Annotated in this window: 18 protein-coding genes; 7 read left to right on the forward strand and 11 right to left on the reverse strand. The window is 71.9% G+C overall.

Features of this window, described 5'->3' with window-relative positions:
* Positions 1–301: 301 nt before the first annotated feature.
* The 4 genes from QRY02_RS45865 to QRY02_RS45880 are packed head-to-tail and all read right to left on the reverse strand — an operon-like array spanning position 302 to position 3,626.
* Complete coding sequence (locus tag QRY02_RS45865) at positions 302–1,756, reverse strand: FAD-dependent monooxygenase (protein WP_285988941.1); 1,455 nt, start codon at positions 1,754–1,756, stop codon at positions 302–304.
* Between the two features lie 9 nt (positions 1,757–1,765).
* On the reverse strand, positions 1,766–2,341 hold the full coding sequence (locus QRY02_RS45870) for a PadR family transcriptional regulator (RefSeq protein ID WP_285988942.1): 576 nt from the start codon (positions 2,339–2,341) through the stop codon (positions 1,766–1,768).
* 41 nt (positions 2,342–2,382) lie between these two features.
* Complete coding sequence (locus tag QRY02_RS45875; protein ID WP_285988943.1) at positions 2,383–2,811, reverse strand: MarR family winged helix-turn-helix transcriptional regulator; 429 nt, start codon at positions 2,809–2,811, stop codon at positions 2,383–2,385.
* Between the two features lie 44 nt (positions 2,812–2,855).
* The gene (locus QRY02_RS45880) at positions 2,856–3,626 is read right to left on the reverse strand and encodes a maleylpyruvate isomerase family mycothiol-dependent enzyme (RefSeq protein ID WP_285988944.1); all 771 of its coding nucleotides are present in this window, start codon (positions 3,624–3,626) and stop codon (positions 2,856–2,858) included.
* 114 nt (positions 3,627–3,740) lie between these two features.
* Here QRY02_RS45880 and QRY02_RS45885 point away from each other — a divergent pair, with 114 nt between their 5' ends.
* The gene (locus QRY02_RS45885) at positions 3,741–4,382 is read left to right on the forward strand and encodes a Clp protease N-terminal domain-containing protein (protein WP_285988945.1); all 642 of its coding nucleotides are present in this window, start codon (positions 3,741–3,743) and stop codon (positions 4,380–4,382) included.
* A gap of 3 nt (positions 4,383–4,385) precedes the next feature.
* On the opposite strand, the gene QRY02_RS45890 is transcribed toward QRY02_RS45885, so the two are convergent.
* Positions 4,386–4,913 (reverse strand): hypothetical protein, encoded by a 528-nt coding sequence (locus tag QRY02_RS45890; protein ID WP_285988946.1) that lies wholly within the window; start codon positions 4,911–4,913, stop codon positions 4,386–4,388.
* A 37-nt stretch (positions 4,914–4,950) separates the two neighbouring features.
* Here QRY02_RS45890 and QRY02_RS45895 point away from each other — a divergent pair, with 37 nt between their 5' ends.
* Complete coding sequence (locus QRY02_RS45895; RefSeq protein WP_285988947.1) at positions 4,951–5,850, forward strand: oxidoreductase; 900 nt, start codon at positions 4,951–4,953, stop codon at positions 5,848–5,850.
* Here QRY02_RS45895 and rox read toward each other — a convergent pair.
* The 3 genes from rox to QRY02_RS45910 all read right to left on the reverse strand — a co-directional run bounded on the left by rox (position 5,836) and on the right by QRY02_RS45910 (position 9,630).
* Positions 5,836–7,287 (reverse strand): rifampin monooxygenase, encoded by a 1,452-nt coding sequence (rox, locus tag QRY02_RS45900; protein ID WP_285988948.1) that lies wholly within the window; start codon positions 7,285–7,287, stop codon positions 5,836–5,838. The genes QRY02_RS45895 and rox overlap by 15 nt on opposite strands.
* Before the next feature lie 208 nt (positions 7,288–7,495).
* Positions 7,496–8,593 carry a C40 family peptidase gene (locus QRY02_RS45905; protein ID WP_285994104.1) on the reverse strand — a complete coding sequence of 366 codons (1,098 nt, stop codon included), beginning with the start codon at positions 8,591–8,593 and terminating at the stop codon, positions 7,496–7,498.
* 74 nt (positions 8,594–8,667) lie between these two features.
* A complete protein-coding gene (locus QRY02_RS45910) occupies positions 8,668–9,630 on the reverse strand; it encodes a nucleoside hydrolase (RefSeq protein WP_285988949.1) in 963 nt (320 codons plus the stop codon).
* Between the two features lie 52 nt (positions 9,631–9,682).
* On the opposite strand from QRY02_RS45910, the gene QRY02_RS45915 reads away from it, so the two are divergent.
* From QRY02_RS45915 to QRY02_RS45925, 3 genes are all read left to right on the forward strand, one after another.
* The gene (locus QRY02_RS45915; RefSeq protein WP_086843454.1) at positions 9,683–10,438 is read left to right on the forward strand and encodes an acyltransferase; all 756 of its coding nucleotides are present in this window, start codon (positions 9,683–9,685) and stop codon (positions 10,436–10,438) included.
* Positions 10,439–10,498: 60 nt separating this feature from the next.
* Positions 10,499–10,831, forward strand: coding sequence for a hypothetical protein (locus tag QRY02_RS45920; protein WP_285988950.1), 333 nt, complete (start codon positions 10,499–10,501; stop codon positions 10,829–10,831).
* Between the two features lie 138 nt (positions 10,832–10,969).
* Positions 10,970–12,352, forward strand: coding sequence for an alpha/beta fold hydrolase (locus QRY02_RS45925; RefSeq protein WP_285988951.1), 1,383 nt, complete (start codon positions 10,970–10,972; stop codon positions 12,350–12,352).
* 1 nt (position 12,353) lies between these two features.
* Here the strand turns inward: QRY02_RS45925 and ybiA are convergent, their stop codons facing one another.
* Both ybiA and ilvA read right to left on the reverse strand, forming a co-directional pair.
* Positions 12,354–12,923, reverse strand: a complete 570-nt coding sequence (gene ybiA, locus QRY02_RS45930) for a riboflavin biosynthesis intermediates N-glycosidase (RefSeq protein WP_285988952.1) — start codon at positions 12,921–12,923, stop codon at positions 12,354–12,356.
* Between the two features lie 20 nt (positions 12,924–12,943).
* Positions 12,944–14,200 carry a threonine ammonia-lyase IlvA gene (gene ilvA, locus QRY02_RS45935; RefSeq protein ID WP_285988953.1) on the reverse strand — a complete coding sequence of 419 codons (1,257 nt, stop codon included), beginning with the start codon at positions 14,198–14,200 and terminating at the stop codon, positions 12,944–12,946.
* An 88-nt stretch (positions 14,201–14,288) separates the two neighbouring features.
* On the opposite strand from ilvA, the gene QRY02_RS45940 reads away from it, so the two are divergent.
* Complete coding sequence (locus tag QRY02_RS45940) at positions 14,289–14,780, forward strand: SigE family RNA polymerase sigma factor (RefSeq protein WP_285988954.1); 492 nt, start codon at positions 14,289–14,291, stop codon at positions 14,778–14,780.
* Entirely contained in the window at positions 14,777–15,763 is a 987-nt protein-coding gene (locus tag QRY02_RS45945) for a hypothetical protein (RefSeq protein ID WP_285988955.1), read from the forward strand. The genes QRY02_RS45940 and QRY02_RS45945 overlap by 4 nt, the downstream gene beginning before the upstream one ends.
* On the opposite strand, the gene QRY02_RS45950 is transcribed toward QRY02_RS45945, so the two are convergent.
* Complete coding sequence (locus QRY02_RS45950) at positions 15,764–17,188, reverse strand: short-chain fatty acyl-CoA regulator family protein (protein ID WP_285988956.1); 1,425 nt, start codon at positions 17,186–17,188, stop codon at positions 15,764–15,766.
* Positions 17,189–17,223: the final 35 nt, after the last annotated feature.

The following is a 17,223-nucleotide window of genomic DNA, read 5'->3' on the forward strand; positions in this document are numbered from 1 at the left end:
CCGCTCACCGGCCATTTCGCGGGGTTTGTCGCACCCCGCCGATAGACTGGACCCGGGGGGCGCCCCCGGGGCTGCTGTGTCGGGTCAAGCCCCGACGAGTCGGTCCGAGTATCGCTGACGGAGCTTGAAGATCGTGCGGGCGAGGGCGCGTTCGACCTGGCCGGCGAGGTCACTGACCTCGGCGACCGGATCTGTGGCCTCAATGTCCACTCCGGACTCGAGCGGGCTGTCGGGCCGCGGGTTCAGCCCAGCGCTGCGGCGGCCCGGCCGGCATCGCCAAGGCCGGCCGGGCCATTGCCGGTCAGGCGGACGCCGGGACCGGAACATCGCCGACCCACCGGTGCAGCGCCTCCGCCAGCCCGGCATCACCCGAGTCCGGCGTGCCCACCCAGGCGACGTGCCCGTCCGGCCGCAGCAGCACCGCGTCGGCGTCCGAAGTGGACGGACTCGCAGCGGCCATCACCGCCACCCCGTCCGACCACGCGGCGAACGACCCCGAAGCCGTCAAATCCAGTAGTACCGGCCGCCCGGTGTGCAGCAGTGCCGCCAGGTGCGTCTCCGCTCCCGACACCCGCAGCGGCACGTCCGGCGCCAACCGGCCCAGCCACGGGTGTCCGCCCGGCTCGTAACACGCGTCCAGCCCCGTGATGATCTCCGCCAGTGCGCGGTTCCCCGCCGGGTGCGCCGCCACGCGTCGCATCAGGTCCGCCCACGGCTCCGCGGCGGCTTCCTCCAGCGCCACCTGTGCCCGCGTGTTCGCCAGGATCCGCGCACCCGCCGCGTGCCGCTCGTCGTGGTAGGTGTCCAGGAGGCCCTCCGGGGCTGTTCCTCGCACTGTCGCCGCCAGCTTCCAGCCCAGGTTGAACGCGTCGTCGAGCGCGACGTTCACGCCGATCGCACCCGCCGGCGGGTGGATGTGGGCCGCGTCGCCCGCCAGCAGCACCCGGCCTTCGCGGTACCTCGAGGCCAGGCGGGCCGCGTCGCCGAAGCGGCTCAGCCAGCGGGGCGCGCGCACCTCGACGTGGCGGCCGAGCACCGCGTCCACCTGCGCCTGCAACCGCTCCAGCGTGACCGGCGTGTCCTTGTCCGACGGCGGGTCGTCCTCCCTGACCACGATCCGGACGTACCCGGGCCGGGGGATGACGAACACGCTCCGCCCGTCCGGCCCCGCCGAAGGTCCGTACGGCAGGTCGCATTCGACGTCGCCGAGCAGCGCGTACCAGCGCGCGTCCACGCCGGGGAATCCGATGCCCGCCTGTTTGCGGACGGTGCTGCGGCCGCCGTCGCAGCCGGCGAGGAAGCGTGCGCGGATCGTCCGCCCGAAACGTCCATTGTGGACCACCGTGGTGACCTCGTCCGCGGACTGGGTGAACGAGCGCAGATCGTGGCCGCGCAGGATTTCCGCGCCCAGTTCGAGTGCCCGCGCCTCCAGGACCTCTTCGACGCGGGTCTGCGGGATCCCCAGCGAGAACGGGTGATCGGTCGCCGCGCCGTCGAGCAGGAGCGGGCCGGGCAGGCCGGTCACCGGTGCGTGCGGCACCCGGTGCCCCTCGGCCACCAGTCCCTCGGCCAGGCCGCGTCGCGCCAGCAGGTCCAGGGCCCGCGCGTTCAGGTTGAAGCCGCGGCAGTACGGCGGACGCTCGGGCAGGCGTTCGACGATCGTGGTGCGGACGCCCGCCAGCGCGAGCTCCGCGGCGAGCAGCAGGCCGGCCGGGCCGGCGCCGGCGACGAGGACGTCGGTTTCGAAGTCGGACACGGTTTCCCCTCAGAAGTTTTCGGGCCACGGCAGGGACCCGGACCGGATTTCGGCGGCCGTGCGGCGCGCCCAGTCGAGCTCCGCGCGCCACGCGTGCCGGACGAACTCGACCTCGATCATGAACAGCCGCGGCGCCCCCTTGCCGACGGTCTCGGCCAGCGCCGTGTCGGCGCCGTCGATGCGTTCGGCGAGGTGACGCGCGCGTTCCTCCAGCGCGTCGGCGGCGCGGTCCGGGCCGAGCGCGCCGAGGTAGCTCACCGCCGCGACGAACTTCGGGTACTCCGCGACGGGCTCGCGGACCAGTTCGTCGAGCCAGGCGACGAACTCCTGGCGGCCGAGCTCGGTGTGCGCGTAGACCGTCCGCTCCGGCCGGTTGCCGTCCCGGACCGTCTCGACGGGCTCGATCCAGCGGTGCTTCGCCAGGGACTCCACGGTGTCGTAGAGCGACCCGGGGTTGATCTTGAACGTCGAGCCCTTGTGCCGCTCGCGCAGCGTGGACGCCATTTCGTACGGGTGCATCGGGCGTTCCAGCAGCAGGCCGAGCAAAGCCAGCGCGAGGGTGTTGCGGATCTTGCGTGACGGCAATAGTCGCTCCCTGTTAGTCGGAACCGACTATACGACGACCGTCAAGTCAGGTTGCCGACGCAGGTGCGCAGAAGATCCGCCAGGTCGCGCCGCTGCTCGGCCGACAACGTGTCGAGCATCTGCACTTCGACCTGCGTGATCAGGTCTTCGGCAGCGGCCAGCCGGGCGCGGCCCGCCGGGGTCAGCGCCACCGGGCGCGCGCGGCCGGTGCTCGCCTGCTCGGCGACGGTGACCAGCCCGGCCGACCGCAGGCCGCCGAGGACGTCTCGCAGCGACTGTCGCGTGACGAACGTGATCCGCGCGAGTTCTGCCGATGACGCGCCGGGGTGGTCGTCGAGCGCGCGCAGCACGGCGTACTGCGACATCGACAGCTCCAAGGGGCGCAGCCGGTCGGTGCAGACCTGGTTGAGTGCCTGCTGGGCACGTTTGATCAGGTAGCCGGGCCGGTCGCCGGTCGGGGCTGGACTCATGACAGGGACCTTACACAGGCTGACCGCGCCCGGAACCTGAGCGGCTAGAAGCGCGTGTGCTCCCGCCAGTGGTGGAACAGGGCCGCGTCGCCGGACACGGTGAGCCGCGGGTCGCCGGCGGCGAGGCGCCCGGTCAGCGCGAGGAGCAGGTCGGCGGCCCGGCCCTCGACGACGACGTCGGCCTCGGCGGCTTCCTGCCCGACCTCGACCCCGGCCGGGGTCCGCCGGACGAGCCAGTGGACCTCCGGTTCGGTGGCGTGGAACAGCAGCGTCTCGCCGGTGCCCCGCAACGACGTCCGGTCCAGCGCGGGGTGCTGCCGGCTCGAGAAGGTGGCCACCAGCCCCAGGCCCTCGGAGATCCCGTCCGCGGCGAGGTCGGCGTCGACGGCGTACGGCGTGCCCGTCGCGAAGGCGGCGTCCGCGCGGTGGACGACCGTTTCGTGGGTCAGCCGCCGCGTCCAGAACCCGGCACGCCGATCGGGGGTCCACGTCGACGTCGGGGTTTCGGGCCCGACCTCGGCCACCGCGGCGACGAGCCGCTGCGCACCGTCGCGCAGCCAGCCGCCGAGGGCCTCGAACGCGGGCGGGTCGTCGACCGTGACGGCCTCGAACGGCACGTAACCCGTCGGCCGGCTCGCGATGATGACGGCGGATTTGTGGTAGGCGATCCCGACGTGGCAGGTCAGCTCCCGCAGTGTCCACTCCGGACACGTCGGGACGCGCAGGCCCGGATCGGCGCCCGCGATCGCCGTGCCGAACCGGTCCGCTTCCGTGACGAGGGCGGCGGCCAGCCGATCGTGGCTCAAAGAATTCACCACGCCACCGTAGGCCGTTCGACGGTGGCCGTGGGGTCGTGATCGGCTGCCCCGAAGCCGGCCTCCGAGCAGGAATCCATGCTCACGCGGGCCGGTTCGGCCTAAACTCCCGTGGTGGAAAAAGCCATTCCGATCGACCAGGTGCTGCGCCACGCGCCCGGCGTGGACGGTCGGATCACCGTCGAGCAGCTGGCCTACGGCTTGCTGACTGCGGGACAGAGCGTCGCTCTTCGGGTGCTGTCGGACCTGGGGGCGGATCCGGCCGCGCTGGCGGACCGGTTCCGGCCACCGCCCGAACCCGACACGGAACCCTTCACCGTCGAGTCCTTCATAAGTGCGTTGGGGGAACGAAATCGCGTCGAGCTGACACCGGAGGCCCAAGCTCTGGTCGATCGCGTCCGCGACGAAAAGGACTGCACCCCGTCGCTTCTGCTGGCTCTCGCCGAGGCAGGTGTGGTGCCGGTCTCGCCGGACGAGATCCGGAACCAATTCGAGAAGTGGGGCGTGGAACCCGAGCCGCTGTTCCCGCCGGACATCCGAAAGCTGAACGTCCTGATCGCGCAGGCGCGGGAGCTCAAGCGGAGGGTCGTCGACGCGGAGCGCTACGACTACGCCTCCACCATCCGGGCCCGCGAAAAAGCAGCGATGCGCCGTCGCGCGGAACTCCTGACGGAATGGGCGGGCGAAGCCGAGCTCGTGGCCATGGTGGAAGAGATCGAGAACCTTCGCGCCACGGTCCGCCGTCTCCGCGGCTGAAGCTCAGCGCGTGCCCTGGACGTCGGCGCGGCACGCCTCGAGGAACCGGTCCCCGGCGTCGCTGATCCCGGTCAGCACCTGGTCGAGACTCTCCCGGCGCACCTCCTCGGCCCCGGCGTCGAGCTCGGCGAAGACGGCGTTCGCGCCGTTGCGGGCCGCCTTCCACAGCTCCTTGCCGCGCTTCCGCGGTTCCTCGGTGCCGAACAGTGCCACCTGGTTGTGCGCCTTGCGCAGCTCGGTGCGCCGTTCGCGCCACCGGGTTTCGATCTGCTCCCGGTCCGCAGGCAGCTTGGTGAACTCCGACCGGACCAGCTGGAACGCCTCTTCGCTCGCCGTCGACAGGCTCGCGTAGGCCCGGACGCGCTCGTCGCGCAGCCAGTTCGCGTGGTCCGCGGCCCGCTTCTGCGCTTCTGCGCGCTGGGTCGCCTTCAGCTTGCGGCCCTCGACGAACGTGTTGGTCAGCAACGTGAGCACGACCCCGCCGAGCGTGGCGCCCACGGTGATCAGCTGCGTGGTGGTCCCCGAGTCCATGGCCGGAGTATTCCGGATCGCGTGCCAGACTCAGCTCATGCTCTCCATCCAGCCCGATACCTGGACGCTCGGCGACCGCACGGTCAACCGCATCGGCTTCGGCGCGATGCGGTTGCCGCAAAACGGCCAGGCGTTCGCCGCCGACGCCGTCCCGCGCGACCGCGACCAGGCGATCGCCGTGCTGCGCCGCGCCGTCGAGCTGGGCGTCAACCACATCGACACCGCCGCGTTCTACTTCTCCCGGCTGCGGTCGGCCAACGAGCTGATCAACCGCGCGCTGGCGCCGTACCCGGACGACCTCGTCATCGCCACCAAGGTCGGCCCGGCTCGCGACCCGGCCGGCGAGTGGCTGCCCCTGGCCCGCCCGGAGCAGCTGCGCGGGCAGGTCGAAGAGAACCTGCGCCAGCTCGGCCGCGACCACCTTGACCTGGTGAACCTGCGCGTCGCCGGGCTGGATTCGATCAGCGAGCACTTCGGCGTGCTGGCCGGGTTGCGCGAGGCCGGGCTGATCCGGCACCTCGGCATCTCCAACGCGCGGCCCGCGCACCTGGCGCAGGCGCAGGCCGTCGCGCCGGTGGTGTGCGTGCAGAACGCCTACGGCCTGGGCTACCGCCGGGGACAGGACGCCTTCCTCGGCACCTGCGGCGAGCAGGGCATCGCGTTCGTGCCGTTCTTCGCGATCGCCGGCGCCGGGCGCGAGGCCGGAGCGGGCGGCGACGAGCACGAGGAGGTGCTCGCCACCGCCCGGGCGCACGGGGCGAGCCCGGCACAGGTGCGGCTGGCGTGGGCACTGCGGCGGGGGCCGCACGTGCTGGTCATCCCCGGCACCGGGACCCCTGGTCATTTGGAGGACAACGTCGCGGCCGGAGCCCTCCGGCTCACCCCGGACGAGGTGGCCCGCCTCGACGCCGTCCACCAGGCCTCACGGGAGAGGTGAGCCGAACCAGCGGGCCAGGTGGTCGTCCAGGTCCCGTTGCTCGTCGCCGACCCAGGCGACGTGGCCGTCGGGGCGCAGCAGGACGCCCGGGACGTCGAGGGCCGCGGTGGGGTCCGCGAGGTGGTCGACCCGGTCCGACCAGCCGCCGGCGGACAGGCGTCCGGTCCGGTCCAGCAGCAGGCCGCGGCCGCGGTGCAGCCGGTCGTAGAGGCGGCCCTGTTCGACGTCGATGTCGCGCAGGCGGCGGCCGAGCAGGTCGGGGCCCTCGCCGAAGTCGTAGCGGATGTCGATGGCGGTGATCTTCCCGATCAGGTAGCGGTTCACCACGTCGAGGTCCATCAGCTCGGCGAGCAGCCGCCGCGCGGCCTGCGGGCCCGGTTCGGGCGACGTCAGTTCCATCTGGGCCCGGGTGTTGTCCAGCACGGCCTCGGCGACCGGACGACGTTCGGCCGGGTAGGTGTCCAGCAGCGGTTCCGGCGCCCAGCCGCGGATCCGCGCGGCCAGTTTCCAGCCGAGGTTGAACGCGTCCTGGATGCCCAGGTTCAGCCCCTGGCCGCCGGTGGGCGGGTGGATGTGCGCCGCGTCGCCGGCCAGCAGCACCCGCCCGGCCCGGTACCGCTCGGCCAGCCGGGTGGCGTCCCCGAACCGTGACAACCAGCGCGGGGAGTGCACGCCGAAGTCGGTCCCGGCGACGGCCCGCAGCTGTTGCCGGAAATCGTCCAGGGTGGGTGGTACCGCGCGATCGCCGACGCCCGCGGCGGGGACGACGACGCTGTAGACGCCTTCGCCGACGGGCCGGAACCAGAACCGCTTGTGCGTGTCGCTGACCTCGGTCACCTTGGCGGCGATCTCCGCCGGCGGCGCACCCACCTCCATCTCACCCATCAGCGTCTCGGTCCTCGACGGCTCGCCGGGGAAGCCGATGCCGCTCAGCTTGCGCACCGTGCTGCGCGCGCCGTCGCAGCCGACGAGGTAACGCGCCCGCAGCCGTTCGCCGCCGGCCAGCTCGACGGTCACGCCGTCGTCGTCTTGCTCGAAACCGGCCACGACGCAACCGTGCCGGACCTCGGCGCCCAGCTGGATCGCGTGTTCTTCGAGGAGCCGGACAACGACCGGCTGCGGGATGCCCAGCAGGTAGGCGTGCGCGGAATCGAGGTCACGGGGCGGGGGCTTGGGGATGGCGGCGAAGAACCCGCCGGCCGGCCGCTGCCGCCCGTGCCGGAGGAGGCGGTCCAGCAGGCCGCGCATGGCCATCAGTTCGAGACTGCGGATGTGCAGCCCGACGATGCGGACGAACGACGCGGGCTCGGTGTCCTGCTCCAGGACGAGGACCCGCACGTCGTGCAGCCGCAGTTCGGCGGCCAGCGTCGCACCGGTCGGCCCGCAGCCGGCGATGATCACGTCGAACGGCTCGGTGGTGGACGGCGAAGAGTCCATGGGTGGTGCCTTTCGGGAGTGCCTTGGGGTCAGGCGCTCCCGGCGACACCTACGTCAATCGCCCGGCCGTGACTGGAGGGGGAGCACCCACATCGATCCAGCGTTCATGGGTCTCACCTCCTCGGGCGGTGTCACGGTCTCCGGCAAGCTACAAGCCCGGGCCGCACCCCGTCCAATCCTTTTGTCGCCCGCGCGACCACAGCCGGGATCAAGCCGTCGGACGTCCCGCTCCGGCGTAGTCGTCGCCGTCCCTGCGGTACGAGTGGACCTGGACCGCCTGGCCGGTCTGCGGCGCGTCGATCATCTGCTGGTTGCCGATGTAGAGGCCGACGTGGTGGATCTTCGTCGCCGGTTCACCGTAGAAGATCAGGTCGCCCAGCTGCGGGTCGGTCACGTGCGGGACGCTGCGGAACTGCGTGTCGGCCGTGCGCATCAGCTTGATCCCCGCGCTGCCGTACGCCGCCGTCGTCAGACCCGAGCAGTCGAAGCCCGGGTCGTTGCCGCCGGTGCCGTTGCCGCCCCAGATGTACGGGAGGCCGATCTTGTCGATCGCGAAGTTCACCGCGCTCAGCACCGCCGCGTTCGGCGGCGCCGAGCCCTGGCCGACCGTGCCGTAGACGTTGACCGTGGCCAGCGTGCGGTGCAGGAACAGCGGCGCCGGCTGCAGCGTGCCGACCGAGTCCCACCACACCTGGCCCTGGAACAGGTCGTGGCCGTCGGCGCACAGCGCGCGGCCCGTGGTCAGAGCGGCGTCGTCGATGTTTTGGACATCGGGCTTCCCGCCGGACGCGCTCGCCTGGTACTTGCCCCAGACCGCCGGGGACAGCTGCATCGGCCCGGCGGCGTTCGCCGTCGAGACGACCTTGTTGTAGAAGTCGCGCACCTCGATCGTGCCGAGCGGCTTGTCCAGGACGCCGGTGGTGCCGAACTGGCCGCCCCGCGCCCGGCCGTGGTCCGTGGTCACTTTTCCGACCGCGGCCAGCGTGACCCACGAAAGGTGGCACCCGGGGACGTCCTTGCTCAACTTCGTCGTCGCCTTCGCGTAGCCCACCATCGCGCGCAGCGGGACGTCGAGCCACTGGCTGGTCTTGGACGCCCAGGCGTCGAACTCGCTCGCTTCGGGCACCTTCGGGGGCGTCGAGGTCTGCGGCGGCGTGGTCGTCGGCGGCTTCGACGGTCTCGGCGACGTCGACGACGCCGGGGTGCCCGTCGCGGCGGCGTTCGTGGTCTCCTGCTGCTTCGGCGCGAGCAGGATGCCGGCCACCAGGGCGCCCGCGACGACGACCACCGCCGTGATCACGACCACGGGCTTCCGGCGGCGAGGTGCGGGCAACTCGGACGACTCGGGTGACTCGGCCGGGACGACCTCGGGCTCTTCGCTCACCGGGCCGCTCCGGTGAGCCGGTCGAGGACGAAGCCGCGCAGGCCGTCGAGGTCGGTGTCCAGCGCGACCTCGATCGGGCGGCCGGGGGTGAACTGCGGATCGTCCTCGGCGAGCCGCCGCCGGTCGACCAGGGTCTGGCCGCGCGCCGGGCCGAGGCCGCAGTCGACGTCGACCCGGTAGGTCTCGGTGTGCAGGATGCCCGGTGAGATCGCCTCGGCGACCGCGACGGCGTCGTGCATGACCATCCGGTCCTCGCCGAACACGCGCGTGTAGTGCTGCCGGTAGGTCGAGGTCAGTCCTTCGAGGGTGGCGCCGACGGGCCCCGACGACGCGAGCTTCGCCAGCCACTCGCCGTCGACGGCGCAGCGGTGCGTGAGGTCCAGCGGCACCAGCACGACCGGGACGTCCTCTTCGACCAGCACCCGCCGGGCCGCCTCGGGGTCGCTCCAGATGTTGAATTCGGCGGCGGTCGTGCTGTTGCCGAACGTCACGCCACCACCCATGATCACCAGCCGCGCGATCTTCGCTGCCGCGCCCGGGTGAGCCGCGAGCAGCGCGGCGATGTTCGTCAGCGGCCCGATCGGGGCGATGGTCACCGGTTCGTCGGACGCCTCGAGCAGGTCGAGCATCAGCCGCACGGCGTCCCGCTCCTCCAGCGGTCGGCTCGCCTCCGGCAGGGTGTAGGAGTGGCCCGACAGGCCGTCGCCGCCGTGGACCGCTTTCGCGTCACGCGGCTTGGAGTAGACGAGAGGCCGCGCCGCCCCCGCGGCCACGGGGACGTCGGTGCGGCCGAAGAGCTCCAGCAGCCGGCGAGCGTTCGACGTCGTGCGGTCGAGGGGGACGTTGCCGAAAACCGACGTCACACCCAGCAGGTCGACGTCCGGTGACAGCGCCGCCAGCGCTATCGCCAGCGCGTCGTCGACGCCCGGGTCGGTGTCGATGATCAGCTTCGTGCCCATCCCGCTCCCCTTGCCTGCGAACCCGTCCCGCACACAGGTTACGGTCACGGGCATGACGTCGATGTGGGGTGCGCCCGCACTGTCGCGGGTGCGGGCCTGGCGCCGCGCCCGGCAGGACCCGCGGCAGGCGAAGTTCCTGACCGCCGACTCGCTGCGCTGGGTGCTGCGCAACCGCGCGTACACGCCCTGGTACCTGGTCCGGTACTACCGGCTGCTCAAGTTCCGGCTCGCCAACCCGCACATCATCCTGCGGGGGATGCTCTTCCTCGGGAAGGACGTCGAGATCCACTGCCGCCCCGGCTACGGGCGGCTGGAGATCGGCCGCTGGGTCCACATCGGCGACGGCAACGCGATCCGCTGCCACGAGGGCTCGCTGCGGATCGGCGACAAGTCCGTGTTCGGCCGCCAGAACGTGATCAACTGCTACCTCGACATCGAGCTCGGCGCGGCCACACTGGTCGCCGACTGGGTGTACATCTGTGACTTCGATCACGTCATTTCGGATATCCACGTGCCGATCAAGGACCAGGGCATCGTGAAGTCCCCGGTGCGGATCGGCCCGGACACCTGGCTCGGCACCAAGGTCAGCGTCCTGAAGGGCACCCGCATCGGCCGCGGCAGCGTGCTCGGCGCGCACGCGGTCGTCCGTGGTGACATTCCGGACTACTCGATCGCGGTCGGCGCGCCGGCCCGGGTGGTCCGCAACCGCGAAGAGGACTACGCGGCCGACGCCGCGCGTCGCGAGGCCGTCGCGGACATGGCCCGGAAAGCGAACAAGGCCCTGCAGAAGACCCTCGGCGAGCAGTAGGACTACTCAGGCCCGCGTGGTCGTTTTCGCGACATAGTGGCGGAGTTTCGCAAGGTCGCCGTGTCCGCTTTGCTCACGAAGGGCGCGTTCGTCTGGCTGGGCGTCGTCCCGCTGTTGTTCGTCAACGGCGCGTTGAGGGCGTACGACATCGGGCTGGGGCCCGGTCATCCCGCCGCAGCGAGTTCGACCTTCACGGCGGCAAGCTGGCTCGGCGGGGGCATCCCGGTCGTGGGCGTGGTCGTTGCGGCGACCACGCGGCGCCGGGGCTGGATCTGGTTCTACGGGACCGGTGTAGCCGTGGTCGCCGCGGCGGTCCGGTGGGTCCAGACCCATCCCGACCCGCCGCCGACCCGCTGCGTCGAGCACAGCGGCGGCGATAGCGACTGCCCCTGACCTGCTCGCCGCAGCTGCTTCGACCTGCGGATTTCCCGTGTGGTCGAAAATCGGCCACGCGCGTTCCCGGCCGTTCGGCGGTGATCTTCGGCTGATCGGCCGATCTCCCCGACGGCCCGGTCCCGGCAGCCTGAGCCCATGCCGATCACCCGGTCCACCGTCGCGCTGCTCGCCGCCGCGGCGCTGCTCCCCGCCGTCCCCGCGGTCGCCGCCGCGGACTGGCTCTCGTGGCAGCTCTGCGCCACCGTCGCGAAGGGCTGGGACCCCGGCGACCACCGCACCGAGTGCGCGCAGGTCCCGGTCCCGGTGGACTACGCCGACCCGGGTGGTCCGAAAATCGACATCGCCGTCAGCCGGATCCGGGCGACCGGTACCCGGACCGGCGCGGTGCTGCTCAACCCCGGCGGCCCCGGCCAGTCCGGTCTCACCATGCCCGGCAGCATCGCCGACAGCCACGCCGGCGGTCTCGGCGTCCACCACGACCTCATCGGGTTCGACCCGCGCGGTGTCGGCTACAGCGCCGATCTGCCGTGCCCGGCCGAGTTCCCCGAGCCAGGCATCCCCGACAAGGAGAAGGCCCGCGAAGCCGCCGAGGCGAACCGCAAGTGCGTCGACGCCCACCCGGCCTTCGTCCGGAATCTGACCACGCCGACGATCGCCCGCGACCTGGACCGCATCCGTGTTGCCCTCGGCGAGGACAAGATCGGCTACTACGGCGTCTCGTGGGGGACCGCGCTCGGCGCCCAGTACCGGACGCTCTTCGACGACCACGTCGACAAGATGCTGCTCGACTCCGTCATGCTGCCGGACCTGAACGTCACCGCGATGGACGACGGCCAGGCGACCGCGGGCGAGAACACCTTCCACGAGTTCGCGGCGTGGATCGCCAGGTACGACGCCATTTACCGATTCGGGACCACGGAGCCCGCGGTCGCGGACGCGCTGCTCGGCCTGCGGGACCGGCACGGCGCGACCGTCGGCGGCATGCTCGCCAATCCGCGGCGCGAGTGGGCCGGCCTGGCGAAGCAGCTCGCGGCCATCCGCGACGGCGGCGCGCCCGTCGCCGGAAAAGCGACGACCGGCGGTCTGGGCTGGGACGGCGAGCCGCACGCGTTCAACCACTTCCAGCAGACGGCGCTGCTCTGCAACGAGTCGCCGAGCCCGCGCGACTTCGAGACCGTCTGGCAGCACCGTCTCGATCGGATGAAGCGCCTCCCGGTCGCGGGCGGCTACGGCTTCTACGAACAGCTCTGCGTCGGCTGGCCGCTGGCCGCCCGGCCGTGGTCGTTCAAAACCGGGACAAGCCCGCTGCAGCTGGCCGGTCACCTCTACGAGCCGGTCACGCCGATCGGCTGGGCGATCGCGATGCACCGGCGGATCGGCGGCGCGCTGCTGACCGTCGAGGACGACATCCACGGCTCGCTGTCGTCGCTGCCCTGCGCCGACGCCGTGGTCACTTTCTTCGACACGGGCAAGACGACGTCGGCGTCGTGCGCGGGGGCGCCGGTCCCGGCGCCGTGAGTCAGACGCGGGCCCGCAGCTGCTCGCGGACCTCCATCAGCGCGAAGCCGAGCAGGTTCAGCCCGCGCCAGTAGTCCGGTTTGGTCGCGTTCTTCTCCTCGCGCGCGAGGCCGGTGCCCCAGACGAGGTCCTTCTTGGACGCCTCGACGAGCACCGCGTCCCCGGTCCCGAGCAGGAACCGGCGCAAGTCGCGGTGGGCGCGGAACTTCGCCAGGTTGCCGTCGACGACGATGTCGAACCGGTGCCGCTCCCAGGTGGCGGCCTCGAACCCGGCGACCTCGCGGCCGAGCACCTTCGCCGCCTTCGGGTCCGGCGTGGTCCGGATCAGCTCGGCCTTCTCGTGGTCGCCGAACAGCTCGGCCTTGCCGGCCATCATGTAGTGCTCGGCGGTCGGGTAGACGACGCCGTCGGCTTCGAACGGGTCGACCCACCACTGGCTCAAGCAGCTCGCCGTCACCCGCCCGGACTTCGAGGGCGTGTGCCCGTAGAACAGCAGGTACTCGGGCTCCGCACCCTCGTGGACCTTTTCGCGCAACGCCTCGACACTGCGGACACCGTCGACCTTCACCATCCGCCTAGTGGACCACGCGCTCAGAGCAGGAAGTGGAACAGGGGGCTGCCCGGCTCGATCCGCTCCACCTGAAGCGGGCTCGCGTCCATCCGGGCCAGCAGCCCGGGCAGGTCACCCGACCGGGCGATTTCGATGCCGACCAGCGCCGGTCCCATCTCGCGGTTGGTGCGCTTGACGTACTCGAAGCGCGTGATGTCGTCCTCGGGCCCGAGCACCTGCTCGAGGAACCGCCGCAGCGCGCCCGGCTCCTGCGGGAACCCGACGAGGAAGTAGTGCTTCAGCCCTTCGTGCATCAGCGACCGCTCGAGGATCTCGCTGTAGCGGCTGACGTCGTTGTTGCCGCCGGAGACCAGGCAGACGACGGTCTGGCCGGGCTCGACCGCGACGACCGTGCCGAGCGAGGCCGCGGCGAGCGCGCCCGCGGGTTCGGCGATGATCCCGTCGGACTGGTACATCGCGAGCATCTCGGTGCACACCGCGCCTTCGGCGACCGCGGTCAGCTCGGCGCCGCTCTCGCGGATCAGGGGATAGGTGACCGCGCCGGCTTCGCGCACGGCGGCGCCGTCGACGAACGAGTCGAGCTCCGGCAGCCGCACCGGGTGCCCGGCTTCGAGGGCCGCCGCCATGCAGGCCGCGCCCGCGGGCTCGACGCCGACGATCCGGACCTCCGGGTGCCGCTCCCGCAGCCAGCTGCCGACCCCGGCGAGCAGCCCGCCGCCGCCGACGGGCACGACCACGACGTCGGGCACGAAGCCGAGCTGCTCGATCACTTCGAGGGCGACCGTGCCCTGGCCGGCGACCGTGCGGACGTCGTCGAACGCGGGCACCAGGGTCGCGCCGGTGCGCTGGGCGTCCTCGTTCGCCGCGGCGAAGGCGTCTTCGTACGTTTCTCCGACAACGATCACTTCGATGTGCGCGCCGCCGAGCGTCGCGATGCGTTCGCGCTTCTGCCGCGGCGTGGTCCCGGGGACGTACACGCGGCCGTTGGCGCCGAGCCGGCGGCACGCGTACGCGACGCCTTGGGCGTGGTTGCCGGCGCTGGCGCAGACGACCCCGCGGGCGCGGACGTCCTCGTCGAGCTGGACGATGAAGTTGTAGGCGCCGCGGATCTTGTACGACCGGACGGTCTGCAGGTCCTCGCGCTTCACCCAGACCTGCGCGTCCACCCGGGACGACAACCGGGCGCTCGGCTCGAGCGGCGTCCGGGTCACCACCCCGGCCAGCCGCTCGGCGGCCTTCTCGATGGTCGCCGCGGTCACCGTGTCGATGTCGTGCACCCCGGTGAATCTACGACTCGCGCGTCCCGGGCAACCGGCCGGGCCTCCGGGCGCATCAAAGGGGTGACGAACGAGATGGGGGGCGCCGATGGACGCCGGATTCACCGAGTACGTGACCACGCGGGCGGCTTGGCTGCGCAAGGTCGCGTACTTGCTCTGCGGCGACTGGCACCGGGCCGACGACCTGGTCCAGTCCGCGATCACCCGGCTCTACGCGAACTGGCCGCGCGCGTCCCGCGCCGAGAACCTGGACGGCTACGCGCGTCGCACGCTGGTCAACACGTTCCTGGCCGAACAGCGGACGTCGTGGTGGCGGCGGGTGGATTTGCGCCAAAACGACCAGGACCCGCCGGCACCGGGCACGGACGTCGAACAGGCCCTGGACCTGCGGGCGGCGTTGGCACAGCTGCCGGCCCGCCAGCGCGCGACCGTCGTCCTGCGCTACTTCGGCGATCTGTCGGTCGCCGAGACCGCGCGGGCGCTGGGCTGTTCCCCAGGCACCGTCAAGAGCCAGACCGCGAAGGCCGTGGACGCGCTACGCGAGCTGCTGCGCGAACCGATCCGGGAGGGACGAGCATGACCGACCACGAGCTGGCCACCAAGCTGAAGGAACTGGCCGAGACACCTGCCCCGCCGCCCCGGATCGACCTCGACCGCGCGCGCCGGCTCGGGGGACGCCGTCGTCGCGTGCGGACCGCGGCGCTGGTCGTCGGCTGTGCCGCGGTGGTGACGGCCGGGGGGCTGACGGCGGTGTCGGCGATGCGGCCCACGCCGCCCCCGATCGCGCCGGCGGCTGTCCTGCCCAAGCCGCCGCCCGTCGCGCCGGCGCCCACCGACAACCCGCTGGTGACGAAGGCGAGCTTCGGCTGGCTGCCGGAGCCCGTCAAGGGCGTCGAGTACGGCGCCGGCGGCCACGGCGACTACGCGCTGGCCATCGGCCGCGGCGACCTGGCGCCGATGATCTGGCTCGCCGTGTACGACCGGGAACCGCCGTTGGACCGCAAGCACGACATGGGCGGGCGGGCGGTGCCCGTCCCGGTCCGGGTCGGCGACCGCGACGGCTACTGGGTCACGACCGATGCCCGGGACCCGCTGAACCAGGGCAACAGCTACCTACGCTGGCCGACCGCGGACGGCCGGTGGGCCGAGCTGAACGCGTACTACCTCACCCTGCCCGATCTGCAGCAGGTCCTGCTGCGCGTCGCCGGGGAGGTGACGTTCGCGAACCGCGCGGTGCCGTTGCCGCTGCACATCACCGGTCTGCCGGAGACGTTCCGCGTCGCCGACATCGGCCTGTGGCGTCGCCCCGACCAGGACGGCGTCCCGTGGCGGGCGGTGCTCCAGTACTCGTCGAACGGCGCACTCGCGACGATCACGGTCTCCCCGCCGGGTGGCCACGCGGACGGCCCCGGCAAGCCCGTCTGCACGACGAAGAACGGGCTGCGGGCGTGCGTCGCGATCGACAAGCCCCAGACCGCGGGCATCACCTCGCAGGAACTGCTGGACCGGATCACGCTGCTCGGCCCGGACGAGACGAAGTGGACGCCGCACGTGATCGGCTGATCAGCCCTTCGGCACCGCCGGGTACGGGACGAAGGTGCTGGTGTTCTCGTCGACGGTGAGCTGCTTGCCGATCGTCGGGAAGGCGCGCTGGGAGCAGGCCGGCCGTTCGCAGACTTTGCAGCCCATCCCGATGGGCGTCGCGGCGGCCGGCTCGTCCAGATCGAGACCGGTCGAATAGACGAGCCGCCCGGCGTGGCGCAGTTCGCAGCCCAGCCCGACCGTGAACGTCTTGCCCGGGCTGCCGTAGCCGCCGATGTTGCGCGACACCGTGCGCGCGATCCAGAAGTAGCTCTTGCCGTCGGGCAGGGTGGCGATCTGGGTGAGGATCTTGCCCGGCTGGGTGAACGCCTCGTAGATGTTCCACAGCGGACACGCCCCGCCGACGCGGGAGAAGTGGAACCCGGCCGCCGACTGCCGCTTCGACATGTTCCCGGCGCGGTCCACCCGCACGAACGAGAACGGCACCCCGCGCTGCTTCGGCCGTTGCAGCGTGGACAGCCGGTGGCAGACCGTCTCGAAGCCCACGCCGTAGTGGTCGCACAGCCGCTCGATGTCGTAGCGGAACCGCTCGGCCGCGGCCAGGAACGGCCCGTAGGGGAGGATCAGCGCCCCGGCGAAGTAGTTCGCCAGGCCGACACGGGCGAGCGACCGGGCGGCCGGACCCGAGAACGCCCACGAGTCGGCCAGCTCGGTGATGAGGTCGTCGTACTCGAGCAGCGCGATCTGCGAAGCCATCCGGAACGCCTGCTGCCCGACCCGCAGGCTCGGCGCCAGCCGCAGCACCCGCGTCACCGGCTCGTAGCGGTGCTGCTGGCCGGTCGCCTCGTCGATGCCTTCGCTGGTCACCTCGACGCCGTAGCGCTGGGAGAGGCGTTCCTTCAGCGCGCTCAGCACCTGGCCGCGCTGCAGCGGGATGTCCGCGGCCATCTTCTCGGCGCGTTCGTCCAGTTCCGCGACGTAGTTCTCGCGCTCGTAGAAGAAGTCGCGGACCTCCTCGTGCGGCAGCGGCGCGGCGGCGCTGCCGTGCAGGCCCAGGCCGTTTTCGGTGGTCAGCGCGGCCGTGTTCTCGACGGCGTTGCGGTAACTGCGGTGCAGCTTGACCAGCGCCTGGGCGATCGCCGGCAGGTTCGTGGCGAGCTCGTTGAGCTCCCCGGTGGTGACGTCGATGCCGAGGGCCTCGTCGAGCAGGGCTTCCTTGACGTCGGCGACCAGCCGGGACGTGTCGTTGTTGGCGAAGAACTCGGTGTCGACGCCGAATGCCTGCGTGATCCGCAGCAGCACGGGCACGGTCAGCGGACGCGAGTTGTGCTCGATCTGGTTGAGGTAGCTGGGTGAGATCTCCAGCACACGAGCGAGGTCGGCCTGGCTCATCGAGCGGCTTTCGCGGAGGTGCCGCAGCCGCGCGCCGGCGAAAGTCTTCTCCATTCGTGCCCTCCTTCCCGGAAGGTTTCCGGTCCTGA

This window comes from Amycolatopsis sp. DG1A-15b, from assembly GCF_030285645.1.
Lineage (GTDB): Bacteria > Actinomycetota > Actinomycetes > Mycobacteriales > Pseudonocardiaceae > Amycolatopsis.

Coding starts and splice junctions, on each gene's coding strand:
- QRY02_RS45945 (WP_285988955.1), top strand. CDS start 14,777: ATGACCGACCACGAGCTGGCCACCAAGCTGAAGGAACTGGCCGAGACA.
- QRY02_RS45895 (WP_285988947.1), top strand. CDS start 4,951: ATGCTCTCCATCCAGCCCGATACCTGGACGCTCGGCGACCGCACGGTC.
- QRY02_RS45940 (WP_285988954.1), top strand. CDS start 14,289: ATGGACGCCGGATTCACCGAGTACGTGACCACGCGGGCGGCTTGGCTG.
- QRY02_RS45950 (WP_285988956.1), bottom strand. CDS start 17,188: ATGGAGAAGACTTTCGCCGGCGCGCGGCTGCGGCACCTCCGCGAAAGC.
- QRY02_RS45890 (WP_285988946.1), bottom strand. CDS start 4,913: ATGGACTCGGGGACCACCACGCAGCTGATCACCGTGGGCGCCACGCTC.
- QRY02_RS45915 (WP_086843454.1), top strand. CDS start 9,683: ATGACGTCGATGTGGGGTGCGCCCGCACTGTCGCGGGTGCGGGCCTGG.
- ybiA (WP_285988952.1), bottom strand. CDS start 12,923: ATGGTGAAGGTCGACGGTGTCCGCAGTGTCGAGGCGTTGCGCGAAAAG.
- QRY02_RS45925 (WP_285988951.1), top strand. CDS start 10,970: ATGCCGATCACCCGGTCCACCGTCGCGCTGCTCGCCGCCGCGGCGCTG.
- QRY02_RS45910 (WP_285988949.1), bottom strand. CDS start 9,630: ATGGGCACGAAGCTGATCATCGACACCGACCCGGGCGTCGACGACGCG.
- QRY02_RS45875 (WP_285988943.1), bottom strand. CDS start 2,811: ATGAGTCCAGCCCCGACCGGCGACCGGCCCGGCTACCTGATCAAACGT.
- rox (WP_285988948.1), bottom strand. CDS start 7,287: ATGGACTCTTCGCCGTCCACCACCGAGCCGTTCGACGTGATCATCGCC.